The organism is Parvibaculum sp., from assembly GCF_045863935.1.
Lineage (GTDB): Bacteria > Pseudomonadota > Alphaproteobacteria > Parvibaculales > Parvibaculaceae > Parvibaculum.
On record NZ_BTVP01000008.1, the window covers coordinates 77,066 to 99,290 of the forward strand.

Below are 22,225 nucleotides of genomic sequence, written 5' to 3' on the forward strand. Positions count from 1 at the left end.
TGCGTGCCGCTCTCGGGGGTGAGGCGGATCGCCGGTCGATAGCATCGTTCGCACGCCGTTCGCTCATGTCACCCGAGAGCCTGCCGGAAGGCAGGCATCGGGCGATATGAGAGAATACGTTTTCGCGAAACGATCAGAAGCCGGTGAGAAGATGACCGACAGCGCCGATCTCGAAAAACTCGAAGCGGAATTCGCCGTGGCGATAGCCGATGCGGTGGATATCGACACGCTCGAAGCCGTGCGCGTGGCCGCGCTCGGCAAGAAGGGCCGCGTCTCCGACCTGATGAAGGGGCTGGGCGCCATGTCGCCCGACGAGCGCAAGGAAATGGGGCCGCGTCTCAACGGCCTCAAGGACCGGCTGACGGACGCCCTCGCCGCGCGCAGGGATGCGCTGCACGAGGCGGCGCTGGAAGCGCGGCTGGCAAGCGAGAAGATCGACGTGACGGCGCCCGTCCGCGCCAGCGCGCTCGAGACGGGCCGCATCCATCCGCTTTCCCAGGTCTGGGACGAAGTCGTCGCGATCTTCGCCGATATGGGTTTTGCCGTGGAACAGGGCCCGGACATCGAGACCGACCATTACAATTTCGGCGCGCTGAATTTCCCCGAAGGCCATCCCGCGCGAGAAATGCACGACACGTTCTATTTCGAGCCGGATGCGAGCGGCGCGCGCAAGCTGCTGCGCACGCATACGAGCCCCGTGCAGGTGCGCACCATGGAAGCGGGCGAACCGCCGTTCCGCTTCATCTGTCCCGGCCGCACCTATCGCTGCGACAGCGACCAGACGCATACGCCGCAATTCCATCAGATCGAGGGTCTCGTCGTCGATGAGTCGACGCATCTCGGTCACCTCAAATGGACACTGGAGGAATTCCTGCGCGCCTTCTTCGAAGTGGAGGGCGTCGAGCTTCGCATGCGCCCGAGTTTCTTCCCGTTCACGGAACCCTCGATGGAAGTCGATGTGCGCTGCGCGCGCCTCGGCAATGAAATCCGCATTGGCGAGGGCGACGACTGGCTGGAGATTCTCGGCTGCGGCATGGTTCATCCGAACGTGTTGCGTTCGTCCGGGATCGACCCGGAAAAATATCAGGGCTTCGCTTTCGGCATGGGGATCGACCGCCTTGCCATGTTGAAATACGGCATCCCCGATCTGCGCGCTTTCTTCGAGAGCGATCTGCGCTGGCTGAAACATTACGGCTTCGCCGCGCTCGATGTGCCGACGCTCGCGGGAGGGCTCTCGTCGTGAAGTTCACTCTCTCCTGGCTGAAACAGCCGCTCGAAACAAACGCTTCGCTCGACGAGATCGTCGAGAAGCTGACCATGCTCGGCCTCGAGGTCGAAGGCGTGGAAGACCCGGCGAAGAAGCTCTCGGTCTTTTCGGTCGCGAAGGTGCTGGAAGCAGGCCCGCATCCCGATGCCGACAAGCTGCAGGTGCTGAAGGTCGAGGCGCTGGTCGAGGGCGAAGTGAAGCAGTTGCAGGTCGTCTGCGGTGCGCCGAATGCGCGCGCGGGGCTCACCGGCGTCTTCGCACCGCCCGGCGCCACCATCCCCGTGAGCGGCATGGTGCTGAAGCCGACGAAGATCCGCGGCGTCGAATCGAACGGCATGATGTGTTCCGAGCGCGAACTCGAACTCTCGGACGAGCATGAAGGCATCATCGACCTGAAAGGCGAGTGGAAGGTGGGAACGCCGGCCGCCGAAGTGCTCGGGCGCAACGACCCGGTGATCGAAATCGCGATCACACCGAACCGGCCGGACTGCCTTGGCGTCCATGGCGTCGCGCGCGACCTCGCCGCCGCGGGTCTTGGGCGCCTGCGCGAAGGCGACCTTTCGCCGGTCAAGGGCACATTCGAAAGCCCGGTCGGCATCGAGCTCGATTTCCCGGCGGAAGCGGCAAGCGCCTGCCCGGTTTTCGCAGGCCGTCTCATTCGCGGCGTGAAGAACGGCCCGTCGCCCGAATGGCTGCAGAATTGGCTGAAGGCGGTAGGCCTTCGTCCGATCAACGCGCTTGTCGACATCACGAACTTCATCTCGCTCGACCGCGCGCGTCCGCTGCACGTCTACGACGCCTCGAAGCTCAAGGGCAACATCCGCGCGCGTCTCGGCCGGAAAGGCGAGACGCTCATCGCGCTCGACGGCAAGTCCTATGACGTCGAGCCGCATTACTGCGTCATCGCCGACGACGAGAAGGTGCTGGGCTTCGGTGGCGTGATGGGCGGCGAGGCATCGGGTTCGACGGAAGAAACCGTCGATGTCTTCGTGGAAAGCGCCTACTTCGATCCCTACCGCACCGCGCGGACAGGCCGCGACACGGGCATCGTGTCGGACGCACGCTATCGCTTTGAGCGCGGTGTCGATCCGCAATTCGTTCTGCCGGGCCTCGAACTCGCGACGAAAATGATCCTTGAGATGTGTGGCGGCGAAGCGTCGAACGTCGTTGTTGCGGGCAAGGTGCCGGACACGACAAAGATGATTAATTTCGATCCGGCACGCATCGAAAGGCTCACAGGCCTCTCGCTGATGAAGGCGGAAGCCGCGAACATTCTCTCCGCGCTCGGCTTCGGCGTGACGGATGCAGGGCATGCGCTCTCCGTTTCCGTGCCGTCCTGGCGGCCCGACATCGACGGTGAAGCCGATCTCGTCGAAGAGGTCGTGCGCGTGCACGGTCTCTCGGAAGTGAAGTCGGTTGCACTGCCGCGCCTTCATGCGGTCGCGAAGCCCGTGCTTTCGCCGCGCCAGCGCCGCGAGCGCAACGCTCGCCGCGCGCTCGCCGCGCGTGGGCTCGTCGAGGCCGTCAACTGGTCCTTCATCTCGGAGCGCGAAGCCGAACTTTTCGGTGGCGGTAACGCCGCGCCCGCGCTGAAGCTCGCGAACCCCATCTCCGCCGAAATGAGCCATATGCGGCCGAGCCTGCTTGCGGGTCTCATCGCCGCGGCGGGGCGCAACATGGCGCGCGGGGTTTCGGATATCGCGATGTTCGAAGTCGGCCAGCAATTCGAGAGCGACGAACCCTCGGGTCAGGTGCTGGCGGCAAGCGGCATCCGCCGCGGCACGGCGCGCCCGCAAGGCGCCGGCCGTCACTGGCAGGGGAAGAGCGGTCCGGTCGAGGCGATGGACGCGAAGGAGGACGCCGTCGCGCTGCTCTCCGCGCTTGGCGCACCGGTTGCGAGTTTCCAGATTTCGGCCGATGCGCCCTCCTGGTATCACCCCGGCCGCTCCGGCGTCTTCCGTCTAGGACCGAAAAATGTCATCGGTTATTTCGGCGAACTTCATCCGCGCATCCTCGGCGAGATGGATGTCGCGGGCCCCGTCGTCGCTTTCGAGATTTTCCCCGACGCGATTCCCGAGCCGAAGCGCAAGGCCACGCGTGCGAAGCCGCCGCTTGAACTCTCGGATTTGCAGCCGCTTCGCCGCGACTTTGCCTTTGTCGTGGCGGAAGGCGTGACGGCGGATCAGGTGATCCGCGCGGCGCGCGGCGTCGACAAGAAGCTGATTGCGGACGTCTCGCTGTTCGACGTCTTCGAGGGCGGCTCGCTCGGCGAAGGACAGAAGTCGCTCGCCATCGAGGTGACGCTGCAGCCCGTCGAAAAGACGCTGACGGATGAGGAAATCGAGGCGGTGTCGAAGCGCATCGTCGCGGCCGTCGAAAAGGCAACGGGCGGGACGCTCAGAAGTTAGTCTTCAAGCTTTCCAGCCGGAGGAACGGCGATGCACCGTCTGAGATTGTGGCTGGACAGGCAACTCGTCGAAAACTCCTGGCCTCACGGTGGTTTCTCGCCACTGAACTGGTTCATCTTCGGGGTGATCCTGTTCAGCGCGGCGCTCTTCGCAGCGGAAACAGAGCCGCTCGCGTTGGAGCATTACCCCGAATTCCTTCATGTCGCGAACAGGATCGTTCTGCTCATTTTCGCTGTCGAGTTTGCATTGAGGCTCTTCGCGGCGGGAGAAACGCACGACCTGAAGGGGCTCTCCGCCCGCGCCGCTTATGCCGGACGTTTCTGGCTCTTCATAGACTTTCTGGCTTTCGGTCCGGAGCTCATTCTCCTCGCGCTTCTTTATGCCGGCGCCGATCTTCCGTTGACGCTGGCGGGTCTTCGAACGATCCGGCTGCTTCGTCTCCTCAAGCTCATTCACTTCCTGCCGGGCGGCAGGCTTGTGTCCGAAGTCCTGGGCGAGGTCGCGCCGCAGCTTCTGGCGACCCTGATCACCGCGCTTGGACTGATCTATCTCGCGGCCGTCCTCATCTACTATGCCGAAGGCGCGGTAAATCCGGAACATTTCGGCAGCGTGGGCCGGGCGCTCTGGTGGAGCGTCATAACGCTGACAACGGTCGGTTATGGCGACGTCTACCCCGTAACGGTTCTCGGCCGCATTCTGGCCGGCATGCTGGCGCTCGTCGGCGTCGGTATCGTCGCGCTTCCGACGGGCATCATCGCGGGCGCTTTCATGGAGCGGTTGCAGAACGAGCGCGCAAGGCAGGCTGGCCGCCGGATCAGGCCTCGCAGCGAGCATGAAAACTGACCGGGTTTGCTGTCATCGCCCTCTCTGGCGCAAGATGATCTCGACGAAAACGGTAGGGGCAGGGGATGACATTCACATCCTATGAGTTTCGCAGAACAGACGGTGCCGGCCGGGCGGTCACGCTGGCAGGCCGTGCCATCGGCCCCGAGAACGGGCGGCAAATCGTCATGCTCGCTTCGCTCGGCCGTCCGGGAAGCGACTTCGATGAAGTTGCAGCGATGCTGGCGGGTGCGGGCTATCGCGTGACGTTGCCGGAGCCGCGCGGCATCGGCGGCAGCGAAGGGCCGATGGAAGGGCTGACGCTGCACGACCTTGCGGAGGATGTGGCTGCAGTGATCGAGACGCAGACGACAGCGCCGGTGACGTTGATCGGCCATGCCTTCGGAAATCGCCTCGCGCGCACGACAGCCGCCGATCGTCCCGAACTCGTTGCCCGCGTGGGACTGCTGGCTTGCGGCGGCCTCATCGAAATGCCGGAAAAGGCGCGCAAGGCGCTGATCGGCTGCTTCGACGAAAGTCAGTCACCGGACGAGCACATCGAATGCGTGCGCTACGGTTTCTTCGCGAAGGGCAATGATCCGGAAGTCTGGCGGAGCGGCTGGTACCGGCAAGTCATGCGGATGCAATCCTTCGCCGTGCGCACGACACCCGTGGAAGACTGGTGGGAGGCGGGCGGGCAGCCGATCCTCGTCGTGCAGGCTCTGGAAGATGCGATCGCGCTCTCCGCAAACGCGCATGACCTGAAGAAACGTCTCGGTGAGCGCGCGACTTTGGCCGAGCTGCCGAACGCCGGCCATGCCATGCTGCCGGAGCAGCCCGCGCGCATCGCCGAGATCATCCGCAATTATATTGAAGCGGCGGAATAGGCCCATGGAACTGAAGACGATCCGCTATGAACTGACGGACGGCATCGCGACCGTCACGCTGTCGCGCCCGAAGCGCCGCAACGCCTGGACGGGCCGGATGCACACGGAATATCGCTGGGTGTTGGCTGAAGCCGACCGCGACCCGAAGGTGCGCGTCATCGTGGTGACGGGCGATCCGGAGGGCGGCGCTTTCTGCGCGGGTGCCGACATGGCCGCTCTCGAAGGTCATTCGGAGAAGGGCCGCTACGACAGCGGGACGACGGACGATATCGCGAAGCCGGGCTATGGCATCGCCGACGAGTTCGATGCGACCTTCGCCTATCATTTCGGGCTGACGAAACCCGTCATTGCAGCCATCAACGGCGCGGCGGCGGGCGTCGGTCTCGTGCTTGCCGCCTTTGCCGATCTGCGCTTCTGCGTGCCCGGCGCAAAATTCACTGCCGCCCATGGCCGCTTCAACTTCCCGGCCGAGTTCGGGCTCTCCTGGGTGCTGCCCCGGATCGTCGGTCTCACCCATGCGAACGACATTTTGCTGTCGAGCCGTGTCTTCACCTCGGAAGAGGCGATGGAGATGGGGTTCCTCAACAAGCTGCTGCCGGCCGGCGAACTCATGCCGCATGTCATGGAATATGCGAGGAAGATGGCGGACGGCGTCTCGCCGGGCTCGCTCCGGGAGACGAAACGACAGGTTTACACGGACCTCCATCGGGACGCCGCCTCGGCTGTGATTGCCGCCGAGCGGTTGCTGGAGGAAATGATCAAGCACCCCGACTACAAGGAGGGGGTCAAGGCCTGGATGGAGAAGCGCCGGGCCGAGTGGCAGGGGTGAGGGCTTGAAAGGCCCCAATTGGCTTGCACCCCGGCCAGTGCTATATGGGCGCCTGTTAACACAGCAGGCCCCATGACCGACCTTTCCCATATCCGCAATTTCTCGATCATCGCCCATATCGACCACGGCAAGTCGACCCTTGCCGACCGGCTGATTCAGCTCTGCGGCGGCCTTGAGGCGCGCGAGATGAAGGAGCAAGTGCTCGACAGCATGGATATCGAGCGCGAGCGCGGCATCACCATCAAGGCGCAGACCGTGCGCTTGGAATACAAGGCCCGGAACGGCGAGACCTATGAGCTGAACCTCATCGACACGCCCGGCCATGTCGACTTCGCCTATGAGGTGAACCGTTCGCTCGCCGCCTGCGAGGGCTCGCTCCTCGTCGTCGATGCGAGCCAGGGCGTGGAAGCGCAGACGCTCGCCAACGTCTATCACGCGCTCGACGTGAACCATGAAATCGTGCCGGTCCTCAACAAGATCGACCTGCCGGCGGCGGAGCCCGCGAAGACGCGCCAGCAGATCGAGGATGTGATCGGCCTCGACGCATCGGAGGCGGTCGAGATTTCCGCGAAGAGCGGCATCGGCATCCCGGACGTGCTGGAAGCCATCGTCAACCGTCTGCCGGCGCCCAAAGGCGACCAGTCGGCGCCCCTGAAGGCGATGCTCGTCGACAGCTGGTACGACGCCTATCTCGGCGTCGTCGTTCTCGTCCGCATCATCGACGGCGAGCTGAAGAAGGGCCAGCGCGTCAAGATGATGAAGACGGGCGGCACCTATACGATCGACCAGGTCGGCATCTTCAAGCCGAAGAAGGAAGCGGTCGCGAGCCTCACGCCCGGCGAGATCGGCTATTTCACCGCTTCGATCAAGGAGGTCGCCGACACGCGCGTGGGCGACACGGTGACCGAGGAAAGGCGGCCCTGCGCCGCCGCGCTGCCGGGTTTCCAGCCGGCGCAACCTGTCGTCTTCTGCGGTCTCTTCCCGGTGGACGCCGCCGAGTTCGAAGATCTCCGCGAGGCGATGGGCAAGCTGCGGCTCAATGATGCGAGCTTCGAATACGAGATGGAAACCTCCGCCGCGCTTGGCTTCGGCTTCCGTTGCGGCTTTCTCGGCCTGTTGCATCTGGAAATCGTGCGCGAGCGGCTCGAGCGCGAATTCAACATCGACCTCATCACCACGGCGCCGTCTGTCATCTATCAGCTGCACATGGTGGACGGATCGATAAAGGAAATGCACAACCCGGCCGACATGCCGGACCCGACGCGCATCGACCATATCGAGGAGCCTTGGATCAAGGCGACGATCCTCGTGCCCGACGAATATCTGGGCGCGGTGCTGAAACTATGCGAGGACCGGCGCGGACATCAGGTCGATCTCACCTATGCGGGATCGCGCGCCATGCTCGTCTACCGCCTGCCGCTCAATGAGGTGGTGCTCGATTTCTACGACCGTCTGAAATCGGTGAGCCGCGGCTATGCAAGCTTCGACTACCAGATCGAAGGTTACGAGCCGGGCGAGCTTGTGAAGATGTCGATCCTCGTGAACGAGGAACCGGTCGACGCGCTCGCAACTGTCGTGCATCGCTCGCGCGCCGAGCAGCGCGGCCGCGTCATGTGCGAGAAGCTGAAGGAACTGATCCCGAAGCACCTCTTCAAGATTCCGATCCAGGCGGCTATCGGCGGCCGCGTTGTCGCGCGCGAAACGATCTCGGCCATGCGCAAGGACGTAACGGCGAAGTGCTATGGCGGCGACATCAGCCGCAAGCGCAAACTTCTGGACAAGCAGAAGGAAGGCAAGAAGAAGATGCGGCAGTTCGGTCGCGTCGAGATTCCGCAGGACGCCTTCATCTCCGCGTTGAAGATGGATGCGAACTAGGCAGCTTTCCCGCCTGTCGGAAAACAAAAAGGCCGCCCCGAGGGGCGGCCTTTTGCAATGGTACTGGCTTGTGCCTAGTCCGCACGGCGGAGCAGAGCGATAAGGCCCGCGAGCACGATACCGATGATGCCGAGAACGCCCCATGCGGGGAAGCCCATCACGGCGTCGAGCGGATTTTTCAGGCCCTCCGGCGCATTGGCTCCCGCCCAGCTAACGAAGCCGTCGCGGCTCCCCTCATGCACCAGCCCCCACAGGGCGCTGAACGACCGCATCGTGACTTCGCCGCTCTCGAGCGAAAGCAACGCGTCCGATCCCAGCGCCATCAAGGCAGCGACGATGAAAAGAAATCCAAGCAGCCTGAAAACGACCATGGCACGAGCCCCCCAGCCCCAACGCAGTGATTAAGAAACGAACGCCGGAACGGTAGCCGGATCGAGTGTGCCAAACAAGCACAGTTGTAAAAGTCGGCTGGCGGATCAATGGCCTAGCCCCGCTTTCTCCGGTTGATTCAAGGTTTTTGTCGCGTATAGTGCCGCCGCGTTCGCCTGCTCAGCAGGCGCTCCGGAGGGGTGGCCGAGTGGCTGAAGGCGCACGCTTGGAAAGCGTGTATACGGGAAACCGTATCGAGGGTTCGAATCCCTCTCCCTCCGCCAGCCGATTTTTCCTTTTTGATCAACGAGTTGTCGGAAAATAACCTGTGCCGCCCCATGGCGGCGCGGCCGGGCCATGTTTGTCTGGCATCGCGGATGGCGGTTGCGGCCGCAAGCGGCGGCCTTCGCTGCGGCAGATTTGATACAGCAACCCCGCAAAACATGGTTAATGCGGAGCTGGCTCGCTGATCAGAGTATCCAAGAGGGGGATCAGTTCGTGCGGCCGACCTGAGAGGCGCGGCGCGGCTTCAGATAGGCCGTATCGGTGAAGGTGATCTCTTCCGTCACCGTCTGGCTGATCGGCGAAGAATACTGATAGGTGACTTCCGCCACGATGACGCTCGTGCCGGGGCTGGTAAGTCCTGCCGGCAGGCTCACGGTGGATCCGACCGCAAGGGCCGGCCCCTGATAGCCGTCGCTCCAGGCGACCTTGTTCACACCGCTCGAATTGGCGACCACGCTCGAGATGCGGATCGACAGCGGCGTCGTGCTGAAGGGTCTGAGAATGGCGGAACTCGCGGCGAAAATATCGCTCATGTCGGAATCGCTGACGGACATCGCCTGCGCGGTGATGTCGGCGGCGGAATAGGCGACGGAGGTCACGCGCCGGTTTGCCGTCAACATGTGCGACGTCTCGATCGCGCCGAAATAGAAGGCGATCATCAGCGGAAAGATGAGCGCGAATTCGACGGCGGCGATGCCGGCACAGTCGATGAAAAGCCGCTGGAGTCTCTGCGATTTGCGTGCGACGCGTTTGACAGCCGATTTTGGTGCGAACATCGATCGACCCTCAACTCGTCGGCAGAACGTTGCCGAAGGGCTCGTTACGGAATGCAATGGCTGAGGCGATAACCCGCCCGCCGCCTTCGAGATTCGAAAGGCCAACCATGCCGGGGCTGACGATGCCATAGGAATAGTAGACGTTCACAAGCACGATATCGCCAGCATTGCCGGGCTGGAAAACGGTGCTGTCGACGATGTTTCCGTCCTCGTCGACCAGCGGCGGATAGGACACGCTGCCGAAGGACGTGAAATTCCGGACATCGATGCGGAGGTTCGCCTGACAGTCGTTGATCAGTGTCAGTTCGCCGCAGACATAATCCTTGAACTGAGCTTCGGTCATGCCGCTCGCCTGGACCTGGCCGGTCCGGATCAGGCGACCGGCTTCCGATACCACACTGTCGAGGTTCGCCGTGGCGAAGTAGAGGATACTGACCTCGACCATAGCGAAGAGAAGGGCAAAAAAGGGAACGGCAAGCAAGGCGAACTCGACCGCCGTCGCGCCGCTGTCGGCACGGGCGAAGCGGCTCCAGCGGCATCGCGGGAGATGCGCTCGACGGGCCGGTCCTCGATGTTGCTTGCTCATGGGTTACCTCGCGCCGAAGCGCCGCTCTGGCGCAGCCTTCTTGATACCGCTTTGTGCCTTACCAAAAGGTAACCGCCGCTGTTCCGGCCCGGCCCGATTCATTCCTTCTTAACGGGCGGCACCTAAAACGAACGGGTGCGTATTCTGCCGCGCCGGGCGCGAGCCCTGTCCGGCACCCAAGGGCGGATAATGTCCATGAGGTCCCTTAAAGCTCTGTTTCGCAGATTCCGGACGGACCGTCGGGGCAATTTCGCCACGATCTTTGCGCTTTCGGCCATCCCGCTTGTCGTTGCCGCGGGTGCGGCGATCGATATCTCGCGCGCCTATATCGTTGAAAATCGGCTGAATGCAGCGCTCGACGCTGCGGCGCTCGCCGTCGGCGGGGCCACGGGCAAGACGCAAGCGCAGCTTGAGGAAATCGCACAGGCCTATTTTGACGCGAATTATCCGGCCGAGAAGCTCGGCGTTCCGGGCGCCGTCATGGTCGTTCAGAGCGGCAGCGATGTGATCCTGACCGCCAGCGCCGAACTGCCGACATCCCTGATGGGAATCGTGGGGATCGATACGCTTTCCGTCGGCGCCTCGTCGCAGGTAACGCGACAGGGACGGAAGCTCGAGCTTGCGCTGGTCCTCGACGTGACGGGTTCGATGTCCAGCGGTGGTCGAATGACCGCGCTCAAGGACGCGGCGAAGCTGCTGCTCCAGATTCTCGAGGATTCCGGAGCCCCTGAAGGCGAAATCAAGGTTTCGATCGTTCCCTTCGACACGGCGATCAACGTCGGCAAGAGCAACAAGAACGAGTCCTGGCTCAAATGGACCTATGAGGCGCGGGACACAAGCTCGTGGTGGGGTGGCCTGACGACGGTGAAGGTCAAGAGCAATAAATGGAAGGGCTGCGTCATAGATCGGGACCAGGACTACGACACGCAGAATACGATCCCGACATCGAGCGACACCACCAAATATCCCGCCGACGGCGACAGCTGTAACATCCCGGAAATCCTGCCGCTGACGGAGAACTGGACAACGCTGAATTCCAAGATCAACGAGCTGGACCCGAACGGCAATACCAACACCACGATCGGTCTTGCCTGGGGCTGGAACATGCTGACGCCGGGGCATCCCCTGTCGACGGCGGCAGCGTCTGCCGACGATCTCGACAAGGTGATTGTGTTCCTCACCGACGGTCAGAATACCGAGAACCGGTGGACGAAGTCCGGCGGTTCCATCGACGACAGGACCGAAGAGGTCTGCGACAACATGAGGGCGGCCAGCATCAAGGTCTATACGATCCGTACCATCCAGGGTAACGCGACGCTCCTGAAGAACTGCGCCACCAAGCCGGAGATGTATTTCGACGTTACGCAGACGAGCCAGCTCACCGAGGTATTTACCTCCATTGCCATGGCTCTCTCGAACCTGCGCATCAGCCGCTGACGGAATCAAACACCGGAAATAGAAAGGCCGCCTTCCGGGCGGCCTTTTTCGCGCAGGAAAAGCTGGAGCGTTATTCCTCGGACGGTGCCGACAAGGCCGGATTTCCCTGGGCCGCACCGAGGCTCGTGCTCATCGCGCCGGCCACCTGCTTCATGATGGCGTCGAAGTCCTCTGGATTGTCGCCAACGGACGGAACGCGCTCGCAGCGCGGCGTGCAGTTGTACGAGAGCTGCCCGGTACCGCGCGTCAGTGTAACGGTGGAAGCGTCCTGCGCGATCACGCTCACGTCAATGTTGAGGATGACATTTCCATCGCTGTCGGTCGCGACGAGACTGGTAGTGCCGAAGCTGCGGCCCATCACATAGACGAGCTTGGAGCCTTCGACGCTCACATCCGCGATTGCCGGATTGCCGACCATGATCGTGGAAACCGGCTTGGCCAGGTGAAGGGCCTTGGTCTGGTTCATCTCCACCTTGAAAGTCTCGGCCTGCGCGGCGCCTGCGAGGAGGACCGCGCAACCCGCACCGAGAGCCGCGGCGACGACGCGACCCACGGCAGTCTTCTTTATCCGGTAAGCACGCATATTGCTGCTGCCTTCCTTGGGGCATGGATGGGGACGCGAAAAGCGCCGATTGCCCTCAACACTAGGTCCAAGGAGTAAAGGATCTGTTGACCGTAAGGGGTGTGCAGGAATTTAACGGGAGATTAAACGCCGTCCCCTAGGCTCCATCGTCGGTCGTCGAGGGAGTAAAAGACAGATGGAACAAGGGGTGCAAGCCGGACAGGAGATCGCGCCCGATCACACGCGTTCCCTCGCCGGTATCCAGATTCTCTCCTCGCTGCACCAGCGCGAACTCGCCCTTCTTGCTGTCGAGTGCGAATGGCGGCCCGTTTCCCGAAATGACATTATTCTCAATCTCGCTCAGGGCGGCGGCTTGGACGGCGTGGTCTTCGTTGTCGAAGGCTCGGTCCGCCTCGCGCGCAGCATGGGCAGCGCCGGGCGCATTGCCTATACCGACGTCGATGCCGGCGGACAGTTCGGAGAAATGGCTGCTTTCGGCGTAACCGAAACCGATCTCACGGCCGTTGCGCGGGAAGACGGCCTGATCGCCACCTTGCCCGAAAGCCGTTTCCTCGAACTTCTCTCCCGCGAAGAGTCGGTGTCGCGGGCGCTCCTCTGCCAGTATGCCCGTCTTCTGCGCGAAAGGGAGACAGGGGCCCCGCCTTCCGATGCGGGCAATCGTCAAGACGAAGGAACGGGCGCGCAGCGCGTATACAGAGAATTGCTCTCACTCGCCGAGCCGCACCGCGACCCGGAAGGTGGCGAGTGTCTGCGCATTGACCGGCTGCCACGCCACAGGGCCCTGGCGGCTCGCGTCGATACGACGGAGGAGACCGTTGCCAGGGCGATTGCCGAGCTGGTGCGCAGGGGCATCGCCAGCCGCGATTATCCGGGACTTGTCGTCACCGACGAAGCGGCCTTCCGGTCGCTGTGTGAGACGGCTTGAAAGAACTTTCCGAGGCTGAAAATGCCGACGATCAAGTATGCGGGAAGTAGAGGCTGGACCCGCGCATGGGGCGCCTTCTCCGTAGCCAAATCCTCAAAGCGGATTAACCTCGAATTAACGACGTTATAAGGCTTTTCTCATCGATGTTTTGTTCACCTGCGGGGGACTGTTCCTGGGATATCGTTCGGGCACAGTAATTTCTCCATGAATACAGAAATTACATTTAAAGTGTTAGTAAAACTGGTTGTAGTTTTAGAGTATTCGTTAGCAATTGAGTAAGGGTGCTCCGCTAATCTCGCCTCCAGTCCGAAAGGGCGCCCGGCGGTCTTCACGTCCGCAAGGGTTGGTGCTGTCGACAGTCAAATATTCAAGGAGGCTTGTATGAGCCAGTTTTTGAAGTCTTTTGCGAAGAACGAGTCCGGTGCGACGGCCATCGAGTATGGTCTTATCGCCGCCGGCATCGCCGTCGTGATCATCACGGCGGTCCAGCTCGTCGGAACGAACCTTACCGCGACGTTCAATGAAGTCGCCGCGGCGGTGAAGCCCGCCGAGTAATACCCGCCCTCGACACGAGGTCCGGCCTTGTGGGCCGGGCTCGTGGCATCTCACGAAAACAAAGCCGCCGGACATGTTTCGTGTCTGGCGGTTTTCTTTTTCCTCTTTCGACCTTTGAAAACGCCAAGGTTTGGAAAACATTGCGTTTTTGACCGGACGGACCCCGGATTCCGCCTCACTTTGGAGCGTCCTTTACTCCAAATTTACGGTCATTGCCCACTATCGGTTTTATACGAGGAGGCATGGGGCCTCTCGTCCGGGGCCTGAGTGCCCCCGAGGAAACCGGGCGTCTTCCGTGATGAGCATGTTCCTTCTCGCCGTCTTCCCTCTCGCCATGATCTTCGGCGCGTTGTGGGATCTGACGACGATGACCATCCCGAATGTGCTGACCGTCGCGCTTGCCGCGATGTTTGCCGTGCTTGTTCCGTTTGTGGGGTTGTCGCTGCAGGAGATCGGTCTTCACGTGGCAGCCGGTGTGCTGATGCTGCTCGTGGGCATGGTCTTCTTTGCCTTCGGATGGATCGGCGGCGGCGATGCGAAATTCGTGGCGGCGACGGCGCTTTGGATCGGGATGAGCGATCTGCTCATCTATCTCCTCTGGGCCTCGATCTTCGGCGGTGCGCTGACGCTGTTCATCCTCTTCTTCCGCACCCTGCCGCTGCCGTTCTTCATGCAGCGCCGGGAGTGGATTGCGAGACTGCACGATCGCAAAGGCGGCATTCCCTATGGCATCGCGCTCGCTCTCGGCGGGTTGATGATTTTCCCGCAGACCGTCTGGTTTGCGACTGCGGCACACGTCGCGTGATTTGGCCGCGTGATTTGAACGAAGCGGGGTCCGCGCAAGGGCGGGATCGCGAAACGAAAGGATTGGGCAAGTGAACGCCGCACGCATTGGAGTTCTGGTTCTGGCGATCGTCGCCGCGGGCCTCGCGGCGTTGCTGGCCCGCGGGCTCATGTCCTCGGATACCGAGCAGCCCGTGACGCAAGTAGTCGAGGAACCGACCTCGGAAGTCCTCGTCGCCGTCAACAATCTCGATGTCGGTCAGCGCGTTTCGGCGTCGGACCTGCGCTGGCAGCGCTGGCCGGAAGCCGCAATGAACTCGGCCTACATCTCCCGCACGCAGAAGCCGACGGCGATCGAGGAATTCACCAACAGCGTGGCCCGGAGTGCCGTACTGAGCGGAGAACCGGTAACCGCCGAGAAGCTCGTGACGCTTTCCGGCGCGGGTTTCATGTCCGCGCTGATCGAACCCGGCATGCGGGCCGCGGCCATCGCCATCACGCCGGAAACGAGCGCGGGTGGCTTCATCCTGCCGAACGATCGGGTGGACGTCGTCGACGTCGAGAAGGGACAGACCCTTCTGCGCAACGTTCGCGTTCTCGCGATCGACCAGCGCTTTAATGAAAAGGCCGGCGAACAGGTGGTCGTCGGCCGCACGGCAACACTTGAGCTCACACCGGCGCAGGTCGAGCTCGTCGCTGTTGCCCAGTCCGATCGGCCTTTGTCGTTGTCCTTGCGCAGCATGGCCGACAGCGAGTCGACGGCGGCGGACGATACGACGCGTAATTTGGGCGGATCTGTGGTGAAGGTTGTGCGCTACGGCACCACGCAGTCTGTGCGTGTGAAGTAGGCGAGGGATTGGGCATGAACAGGATGTGGAACAAGCTGAAGGCGGGTAACGCCGCAAGGAAAGTCCGGCCCGGCCGGGCCGCCGCCGCGATCCTTTGCGCGCTTGCTCTCGCTCTCACCCCGGTAGGGGGAAGCTTGCATGCCGGCGATGCGCGCCTCGTCAAGATCGACCAGGGCGGTATGGGGCAGGCCTCGCGCAGCATTGTGCTCGGCCTGAACAAGGCGGCTATTGTCGAACTGCCCGTGGCGGCGCGCGATGTGCTCGTTTCCAACCCGGCGATCGTGGACGCGGTGGTGCGCACCAACAAGCGGACTTACCTCATTGGTCTCGCCGTCGGCCAGACCAACGCATTCTTCTTTAATGAAAACGGCCAGCAGATTCTCAATCTTGAAATCCGCGTGGCGCGAGACCTGACCGGCCTGCGCGACTCGCTGCGCCAGTATTTCCCCGGCGCACGGATCGATGTCGAGTCAATCAACGACCATATCGTTCTCTCCGGCATGGTGGCGAACGCAAGCGAGGCCAGCAAGGCCCAGGATCTCGCGGCTCGCTACATCGGTGTCGACAAGGACAACGTCCTCAACATGCTCGGCATCGAAGGCAAGGAGCAGGTGATGCTCAAGGTGACCGTTGCCGAAATGCAGCGCAGCGTCATCAAGCAGCTTGGCGTCGATCTGTCGAGCGCCGCCGATTTCGGCGACTTCGCGCTTCGGCTTGCGACATCCAACTCGTTCAGCGTCCAGGGCGGGTCGCTTGGCGGTCTCTCGACGGAGGGCACCGGCTTCACCAGCGGTAACGACAGCATCGAGGGCGCTCTGCGCGCGCTTGAGCGCGACGGCATCCTGCGCACGCTTGCCGAGCCGAACCTGACGGCGATTTCGGGGGAGTCGGCGAAGTTTCTCGCCGGTGGCGAGTTCCCCGTTCCGACCTCGCGCGATCGCGACGGCAACGTACAGCTTGAATTCAAGCCCTTCGGTGTCGGCCTGAACTTCACGCCGGTCGTCTTGAGCGAGGGCCGTATCAGCCTGCGGATTTCGACGGAGGTGAGCGAGCTCTCCTCGGACGGAGCGTTCGTCCTGCAGGGGGTCAGCGGCGATGGCGTTACGGTGCCGGGCCTCAAGGTGCGCCGCGCCGAGACGACGCTTGAGCTGCCGAGCGGCGGCTCGCTGGTGATGGCCGGTCTTCTCTCCGATACGACCCGGCAGAACATCGACGGGGTGCCGGGCGCGAAGGATGTGCCCGTTCTCGGCCAGCTCTTCCGCAGCCGGGACTACCAGAAGAACGAAACGGAGCTCGTCGTGATCGTGACGCCTTATCTCGTCGATCCGACGTCCCGCAAGAATCTCGTGCTGCCGACGGACGGTTATGCGCCGGCAAGCGATATGGACACGATCCTGATGGGCAAGCTGAACGCAACCTATGGCACGCGTGGCGCCGTACCCGGCAAGGAAACGCTGCAGGGGCCTGTCGGCTTCGTTGTGGACTGAGCGCGAAGGATGAATGAAATGGCAAAGCTGATCGTCAGGAATGCTGCCAGGGGTATCGCCGTCGCGCTGGCCGCGGGTCTCGCGGGTTGCGGTGGCTTCAATGGCATCGAGGACGCCCAATACGACGCGAATTACACGCACCCGATCTCGGTTGAGACAGATGTCGCAACGCTCAATGTCGGTGTCGTCGCCGGCCAGCCCGGCCTGGCGCCGTCCGAGCGCAGCGCAATCGAAGCGTTCGCGGCCGCTTATCGCCAGCGCGGTCACGGACCTCTCACCATCTCGACGCCTTCGGGTTCGCCGAATGCAGGCGCTGCGGCCGTCGCGCTGAGCGATGTCCGCGACATCCTGGCTGAAAACGGTGTGACGAGCCTCGCCTACACGCCCTATCGGGCGTCGGGCGCCGACAATGACGCGCCGTTGATCCTGTCGTTCAAGCGCTATGTGGCGAAGCCCACCGCCTGCGGCGACTGGAGCATGGACTACGCCTTCGATCCGGCGAACCGTCTGCCCCCCAATCATGGCTGCGCGACACAGAACAATCTCGCGGCGATGGTCGCCGATCCGGCAGATCTCGCCGGCCCAAGGATAATGACGCCAGCCGATGCGGGACGCCGCAACACAGTGCTCGAAAAGTACCGTGCCGGCGAGCCAACAGCGACCCAGCGCACCGAGCAGGACTCGGGCGCTGTGAGTGAGGTGGAATAATGAGCAATCTCGCACGCAAGGAGCCGACGGTCGAAGCGCCGCCGATGCCCGCACCCGCACCCGAGGCGCCACCGCTTGCGCAGTCCATGGCCACCGCCGGGCCGGAACCGGAATCGCTCGCCGTGATGAAGCCCGTCCCGCGCATCACCATCCACGCCTTCTGCGAACAGCCGGCCACGGGCAGTGCCATTCAGCGCGCCGGTGAGGATCGTCGGCTCGCAAAAGCGCATCTCACGGTGCACATGGGCGGCATTCCGGCGGCAATCGAGCAGTATCAGCAGTCCGCTACCCCGAACCTCATCATGGTAGAGGCGCGCGCGGGCGGAGACAGCCTCTTTGCTCAGCTGGGCGCACTCGCCGAAGTCTGCGACGCCGGTACGAAGGTCGTCGTCATTGGGCACATGAACGATGTCTCGCTCTACCGCGAGATGATCCGCCAGGGCGTGAACGAGTACCTTGTCGCGCCGCTTCGTCCCATTGGCGTGATCGAAGCGATCTCGCGTCTCTATATCGACCCGGATGCGCCGCCGATCGGCCGCACGATTGCGTTCATCGGCGCCAAGGGCGGTACGGGCTCGAGCACCATCGCGCACAATGTCGGCTGGTGCATTTCGAGCGGGATGGACGAAGACGTCATCATCACCGACATGGACCTGCCTTTCGGCACGGCCGGGCTCGATTTCAACCAGGACCCCGCGCAGGGCATCGCCGATGCGCTGACGGCGCCTGAACGTCTGGACGATGTCCTGCTTGACCGCCTTCTGGTGAAGTGCTCGGATCGGTTGAGCCTTTTTGCGGCACCGGCCATACTCGATCGCGACTTCGAGATGGATGCAGACAGCTGCGAGAGCGTCCTCGATATCGTGCGCGCGGGTGTTCCTTGCGTCGTCGTCGATCTGCCGCATGTCTGGGCACCGTGGACGCGGAAGGTTCTCCTCGCCGCCGATGAAATCGTCATCACGGCGACACCGGACCTCGCGAGCCTTCGCAACGCAAAGAACATTCTCGATCTGACGCGCCAGGCACGGCCGAACGACAACGCCGCACATATCGTGCTGAATCAGGTCGGTATGCCGAAGCGCCCCGAGATCCCCGTGAAGGATTTCGCCGAGGCGGTCGGCACCGAGGCGACGCTTGTTCTTCCGTTCAATCCGGGGCTCTTCGGCATGGCCGCGAATAACGGCCAGATGGTCGAGGAACTGGAACCCAAGGGAAAGACGGCCGACGGCTTTCGTTTCCTGGCTCAGCAGCTTTGCGGCCGCGAGGTTCGGGCGCCGAAGGTCACCAAGCCGGGTCTGTTCGGCTTTCTCTCCCGCAAGGGATAACAGGAGGTAGCGTATCGTGTTTGGAAGGCGGACCGAAGGCCAGGCAGTTCCGCGCAAGCCCGCACCGGCACCCGCCTCCAGGCAGGATGCGCCGCCGCCGGCTGCCTCCACTGCGCCCAAGGCCGGGCCACAGAAACCCGCGCCCGTGAAGCCTGCGCCCGCGGCGAAGCCTGCCACCCCTGCGCGCGCGAGCGACCATCGCTCCGAGAGCTACTATCAGATCAAGACGACGATCTTCAACGCGCTCATCGACACGATCGATCTCACGCAGCTTGCGCAGCTCGATGCGGAGAGCGCGCGCGAGGAAATTCGCGATATCGTCAACGAAATCCTCTCGATCAAGAACGTCGTCATGTCGATTTCCGAGCAGGAAGCCCTGCTGCAGGATATCTGCAACGACGTCCTTGGATATGGCCCGCTGGAGCCACTGCTTGCCCGTGACGACATCGCGGACATCATGGTCAATGGCTGTGAGCGGACCTTCATCGAAGTCAACGGCAAGGTAGAACTCACCGGCGTTCGTTTCCGCGACAACAGCCAGCTGATGAACATCTGTCAGCGTATCGTGAGTCAGGTTGGTCGTCGCGTCGACGAGTCGAGCCCCATCTGCGACGCGCGCTTGCCTGACGGCAGCCGCGTGAACGTCATTGTCCCGCCTCTCTCGATCGACGGACCGGCGCTCACCATCCGAAAGTTCCGCCGCGACAAACTCACCATGAACGACCTGGTGCAGTACAATTCCATCTCGCAGGAAGGTGCGGAGGTTCTGGGTATCATCGGCAAGGTGCGATGCAACGTGCTGATCTCCGGTGGTACGGGTTCGGGCAAGACGACGTTGCTCAACTGTCTTACCGGCTTTATCGACACCGACGAGCGCGTCATCACCTGCGAAGACGCCGCTGAACTGCAGCTTCAGCAGCCTCATGTGGTGCGCCTCGAAACGCGCCCGCCAAATCTCGAAGGGCAGGGTCAGGTCACGATGACCGAACTTGTCCGCAACTGCCTGCGTATGCGTCCCGAGCGCATCATCGTCGGCGAAGTGCGCGGCCCGGAGGCCTTCGACCTCCTCCAGGCCATGAACACCGGCCACGACGGCTCCATGGGCACCCTCCATGCGAACAGCCCGCGCGAGGCTCTTTCTCGCCTCGAGAGCATGATCACGATGGGCGGCTACCAGCTCCCGTCTAAGACGATCCGCGAAATGATCTGCGGTTCGATCGACGTGGTCATTCAGGCGGCGCGTCTGCGCGACGGTTCGCGCCGTATTACGCACATCACCGAGGTGCTCGGTACGGAAGGCGACGTCATCATTACCCAGGATCTCTTCGTCTACGATATCGAGGGCGAAGACGAGACCGGCCATATCATCGGAAAGCACAAGTCGACCGGCATCGCGCGTCCGTCTTTCTGGGATCGTGCGCGCTACTACAATCAGCATCATGCCCTCGCGGCCGCGCTCGACCGCGCCCAGGGTTAGGGAACCGGTATGTCGTCCACGTTGATCATCTTCGCGATTGCCATACTCGCGGCGCTCTGCATCGGCGCCGTCGGCTTTGTGTTTGTCGGCGGTGAATCGAAATCACAGCAGCGCGTTGCGCGGGTGACGAGGGCGGGAAACGCGCGCCTCGCGACCGCTGCCGACAGCGACGTCGACAATAGCGAAAAGCGTCGAAAGCAGATGCAGGAGACGCTGAAGACGCTGGAAGATAAACAGAAGGAACAGAAGAAGCGCATCCCTCTGAAGACGCGCATCGAGCGCGCCGGTCTCGATATCGAGCCGCGGATTTTCTATATCGCAAGTGTGGTTTGCGGACTCGTGGTGATGCTCGGCCTCAAGTTTGCCGGTCTTGCTCTTTTCATAGCACTGCTCGGGGGCTTTGCCGCCGCGTTCGGCCTGCCGCGCTGGGTGCTCTCCTATCTCATGAAGAAGAGGCAGAAGGCGTTTACCGAGGAATTCGCCAATGCGATCGATGTGATCGTCCGCGGCGTGAAATCGGGCTTGCCGGTGAATGACTGCCTGAAGATCATCGCAACCGAGTCGCCGGAGCCTATTCGTACCGAGTTTCAGGGGATCGTTGAGGGGCAACGTGTCGGTGTTACGCTGGAACAGGGGCTTGAAAAAATATACGAACGAATGCCTCTTCCAGAGGTGAACTTCTTTCAGATCGTGCTTTCGATCCAGCAGAAGACCGGCGGCAACTTGTCTGAAGCGCTGGGAAATCTGTCGAAGGTACTTCGCGAACGCAAGAAGATGCGTGCGAAGATTCAGGCGATGTCCCAGGAAGCCAAGTCGTCGGCCGCCATTATCGGCGCTCTGCCGCCCGGCGTCATGCTGCTGATCTACTTCACCTCGCCTGATTATATGACTGTGCTGTTCACCACCACGCCGGGCAACATGATCATCGCGAGTGGCCTGATGTGGATGGGCATTGGCATTCTGGTCATGAAGAAGATGATCGACTTCAAGTTTTAGGGATACTGAAAGTGGCCTTCTTCGAGTTCATCGAAAGCATGTTCAATGTTGAGAGCGCCGTGATGCTCCTGACGGCGCTTGCCGCTTTCGCGACCATCCTCACTCTGACCGCTCCGCTGATGAACACCGACAGGCTTGGCACGCGCATGAAGCTTGTTTCGACGGAACGAGAGGCGATGCGTGCCCGTGCCCGCGAGGCTCTGGCGCAGGAAAAGACGCGGCTTCGCCAGGTGCCGACGATGGGTTTCAAGAAGCGCGTCGTCGAGATGTTTGCTCGGGGCAATATGCTTGAAAACGCGGAAATCAAGAGCAAACTGCGGCAGGCGGGCTTTCGTGGTCCCGGGCCGATGTATACCTTCATCTTCTTTCGCTTCGTGATGCCGCCGATCCTCTTCGCCGTCACCCTGCTTTATCTCGTCTTCCTGAACGATTTCGGTCTGCAGCCGATGGCGCGTTTCGCTGCCTCCTGCGCCGCTGCCTTTGTGGGCTTCTATCTGCCCAACCTCTTCGTCGAAAACGTCATAGCCCACCGCCAGGACTCGATCCGCAAGGCCTTTCCGGACGCACTCGACCTTCTTCTGATCTGCGTCGAATCCGGCATGTCGATCGAAGCGGCATTCCAGAAGGTTGCCGCCGAGATTGGTGAAGAGTCGGTCGAGCTCGCGGAGGAGCTGGGCCTGACGACCGCCGAACTCTCATATCTGCAGGAGCGGCGCATGGCTTATGAAAACCTCGCCACGCGCACAGGCCTGCCAGGCGTCAAGGCGGTGACGACGAGCCTTATCCAGGCCGAACGCTACGGTACGCCGCTCGGCCAGGCGCTCCGCGTCATGGCGCAGGAGAACCGTGACATGCGTATGGCGGAAGCCGAGAAGAAGGCGGCAAGCCTTCCGCCGAAACTCACCGTCCCGATGATCGTGTTCTTCCTGCCGGCACTCTTCGGCGTCATCCTGGGACCGGCCATCATCAAGGCGACCTCTACGTTCTGAGTGCAGCA

21 protein-coding genes and 1 tRNA gene are annotated in these 22,225 nt (G+C 62.3%); 18 read left to right on the forward strand and 4 right to left on the reverse strand.

Going from position 1 to position 22,225, the window contains the following annotated elements:
* The first annotated feature begins 151 nt into the window (after positions 1 to 151).
* The 6 genes from pheS (at position 152) to lepA (ending at position 8,088) form a co-directional block, all read left to right on the forward strand.
* Entirely contained in the window at positions 152 to 1,243 is a 1,092-nt protein-coding gene (gene pheS, locus ACKUUH_RS05345; protein WP_407948837.1) for a phenylalanine--tRNA ligase subunit alpha, read from the forward strand.
* The gene (pheT, locus tag ACKUUH_RS05350) at positions 1,240 to 3,675 is read left to right on the forward strand and encodes a phenylalanine--tRNA ligase subunit beta (RefSeq protein ID WP_407948838.1); all 2,436 of its coding nucleotides are present in this window, start codon (positions 1,240 to 1,242) and stop codon (positions 3,673 to 3,675) included. Before pheS ends, pheT begins: the two co-directional genes overlap by 4 nt.
* 30 nt (positions 3,676 to 3,705) lie before the next feature.
* Positions 3,706 to 4,518 carry an ion transporter gene (locus tag ACKUUH_RS05355; protein ID WP_407948839.1) on the forward strand — a complete coding sequence of 271 codons (813 nt, stop codon included), beginning with the start codon at positions 3,706 to 3,708 and terminating at the stop codon, positions 4,516 to 4,518.
* A 65-nt stretch (positions 4,519 to 4,583) separates the two neighbouring features.
* Positions 4,584 to 5,384 (forward strand): alpha/beta fold hydrolase, encoded by an 801-nt coding sequence (locus tag ACKUUH_RS05360; RefSeq protein ID WP_407948840.1) that lies wholly within the window; start codon positions 4,584 to 4,586, stop codon positions 5,382 to 5,384.
* A gap of 4 nt (positions 5,385 to 5,388) precedes the next feature.
* Positions 5,389 to 6,213 carry an enoyl-CoA hydratase-related protein gene (locus ACKUUH_RS05365; protein ID WP_407948841.1) on the forward strand — a complete coding sequence of 275 codons (825 nt, stop codon included), beginning with the start codon at positions 5,389 to 5,391 and terminating at the stop codon, positions 6,211 to 6,213.
* Between the two features lie 72 nt (positions 6,214 to 6,285).
* The gene (gene lepA / locus ACKUUH_RS05370) at positions 6,286 to 8,088 is read left to right on the forward strand and encodes a translation elongation factor 4 (protein ID WP_407948842.1); all 1,803 of its coding nucleotides are present in this window, start codon (positions 6,286 to 6,288) and stop codon (positions 8,086 to 8,088) included.
* Positions 8,089 to 8,162: 74 nt separating this feature from the next.
* Here the strand turns inward: lepA and ACKUUH_RS05375 are convergent, their stop codons facing one another.
* Complete coding sequence (locus tag ACKUUH_RS05375; RefSeq protein WP_407948843.1) at positions 8,163 to 8,459, reverse strand: hypothetical protein; 297 nt, start codon at positions 8,457 to 8,459, stop codon at positions 8,163 to 8,165.
* A 192-nt stretch (positions 8,460 to 8,651) separates the two neighbouring features.
* Here ACKUUH_RS05375 and ACKUUH_RS05380 point away from each other — a divergent pair.
* A tRNA-Ser gene (locus ACKUUH_RS05380) sits at positions 8,652 to 8,741 on the forward strand.
* A gap of 207 nt (positions 8,742 to 8,948) precedes the next feature.
* Here the strand turns inward: ACKUUH_RS05380 and ACKUUH_RS05385 are convergent.
* Positions 8,949 to 9,518: a TadE/TadG family type IV pilus assembly protein gene (locus tag ACKUUH_RS05385; protein WP_407948844.1), complete on the reverse strand. Its 570-nt coding sequence runs from the start codon at positions 9,516 to 9,518 to the stop codon at positions 8,949 to 8,951.
* A gap of 10 nt (positions 9,519 to 9,528) precedes the next feature.
* Positions 9,529 to 10,104 carry a TadE/TadG family type IV pilus assembly protein gene (locus ACKUUH_RS05390; protein WP_407948845.1) on the reverse strand — a complete coding sequence of 192 codons (576 nt, stop codon included), beginning with the start codon at positions 10,102 to 10,104 and terminating at the stop codon, positions 9,529 to 9,531.
* A 195-nt stretch (positions 10,105 to 10,299) separates the two neighbouring features.
* On the opposite strand from ACKUUH_RS05390, the gene ACKUUH_RS05395 reads away from it, so the two are divergent.
* Positions 10,300 to 11,541, forward strand: a complete 1,242-nt coding sequence (locus ACKUUH_RS05395) for a vWA domain-containing protein (protein ID WP_407948846.1) — start codon at positions 10,300 to 10,302, stop codon at positions 11,539 to 11,541.
* Between the two features lie 70 nt (positions 11,542 to 11,611).
* Here ACKUUH_RS05395 and ACKUUH_RS05400 read toward each other — a convergent pair whose 3' ends face one another.
* A complete protein-coding gene (locus ACKUUH_RS05400) occupies positions 11,612 to 12,094 on the reverse strand; it encodes a pilus assembly protein N-terminal domain-containing protein (RefSeq protein ID WP_407948848.1) in 483 nt (160 codons plus the stop codon).
* Positions 12,095 to 12,299: 205 nt separating this feature from the next.
* On the opposite strand from ACKUUH_RS05400, the gene ACKUUH_RS05405 reads away from it, so the two are divergent.
* The 10 genes from ACKUUH_RS05405 (at position 12,300) to ACKUUH_RS05450 (ending at position 22,217) form a co-directional block, all read left to right on the forward strand.
* The gene (locus tag ACKUUH_RS05405; RefSeq protein WP_407948850.1) at positions 12,300 to 13,049 is read left to right on the forward strand and encodes a Crp/Fnr family transcriptional regulator; all 750 of its coding nucleotides are present in this window, start codon (positions 12,300 to 12,302) and stop codon (positions 13,047 to 13,049) included.
* A gap of 381 nt (positions 13,050 to 13,430) precedes the next feature.
* On the forward strand, positions 13,431 to 13,604 hold the full coding sequence (locus ACKUUH_RS05410) for a Flp family type IVb pilin (protein WP_407948851.1): 174 nt from the start codon (positions 13,431 to 13,433) through the stop codon (positions 13,602 to 13,604).
* Positions 13,605 to 13,902: 298 nt separating this feature from the next.
* On the forward strand, positions 13,903 to 14,409 hold the full coding sequence (locus ACKUUH_RS05415) for a prepilin peptidase (protein ID WP_407948852.1): 507 nt from the start codon (positions 13,903 to 13,905) through the stop codon (positions 14,407 to 14,409).
* A gap of 70 nt (positions 14,410 to 14,479) precedes the next feature.
* On the forward strand, positions 14,480 to 15,235 hold the full coding sequence (gene cpaB, locus ACKUUH_RS05420; RefSeq protein ID WP_407948853.1) for a Flp pilus assembly protein CpaB: 756 nt from the start codon (positions 14,480 to 14,482) through the stop codon (positions 15,233 to 15,235).
* A gap of 14 nt (positions 15,236 to 15,249) precedes the next feature.
* Complete coding sequence (locus ACKUUH_RS05425) at positions 15,250 to 16,722, forward strand: type II and III secretion system protein family protein (RefSeq protein ID WP_407948854.1); 1,473 nt, start codon at positions 15,250 to 15,252, stop codon at positions 16,720 to 16,722.
* Positions 16,723 to 16,740: 18 nt separating this feature from the next.
* Positions 16,741 to 17,430: a CpaD family pilus assembly protein gene (locus ACKUUH_RS05430; RefSeq protein WP_407948855.1), complete on the forward strand. Its 690-nt coding sequence runs from the start codon at positions 16,741 to 16,743 to the stop codon at positions 17,428 to 17,430.
* The gene (locus ACKUUH_RS05435; protein WP_407948856.1) at positions 17,430 to 18,755 is read left to right on the forward strand and encodes a CpaE family protein; all 1,326 of its coding nucleotides are present in this window, start codon (positions 17,430 to 17,432) and stop codon (positions 18,753 to 18,755) included. Before ACKUUH_RS05430 ends, ACKUUH_RS05435 begins: the two co-directional genes overlap by 1 nt.
* A 16-nt stretch (positions 18,756 to 18,771) precedes the next feature.
* Complete coding sequence (locus tag ACKUUH_RS05440; RefSeq protein ID WP_407948857.1) at positions 18,772 to 20,232, forward strand: CpaF family protein; 1,461 nt, start codon at positions 18,772 to 18,774, stop codon at positions 20,230 to 20,232.
* Positions 20,233 to 20,241: 9 nt separating this feature from the next.
* Complete coding sequence (locus ACKUUH_RS05445) at positions 20,242 to 21,228, forward strand: type II secretion system F family protein (RefSeq protein WP_407948858.1); 987 nt, start codon at positions 20,242 to 20,244, stop codon at positions 21,226 to 21,228.
* Positions 21,229 to 21,266: 38 nt separating this feature from the next.
* Positions 21,267 to 22,217, forward strand: a complete 951-nt coding sequence (locus tag ACKUUH_RS05450) for a type II secretion system F family protein (RefSeq protein WP_407948867.1) — start codon at positions 21,267 to 21,269, stop codon at positions 22,215 to 22,217.
* The last annotated feature ends 8 nt before the right edge of the window (positions 22,218 to 22,225 follow it).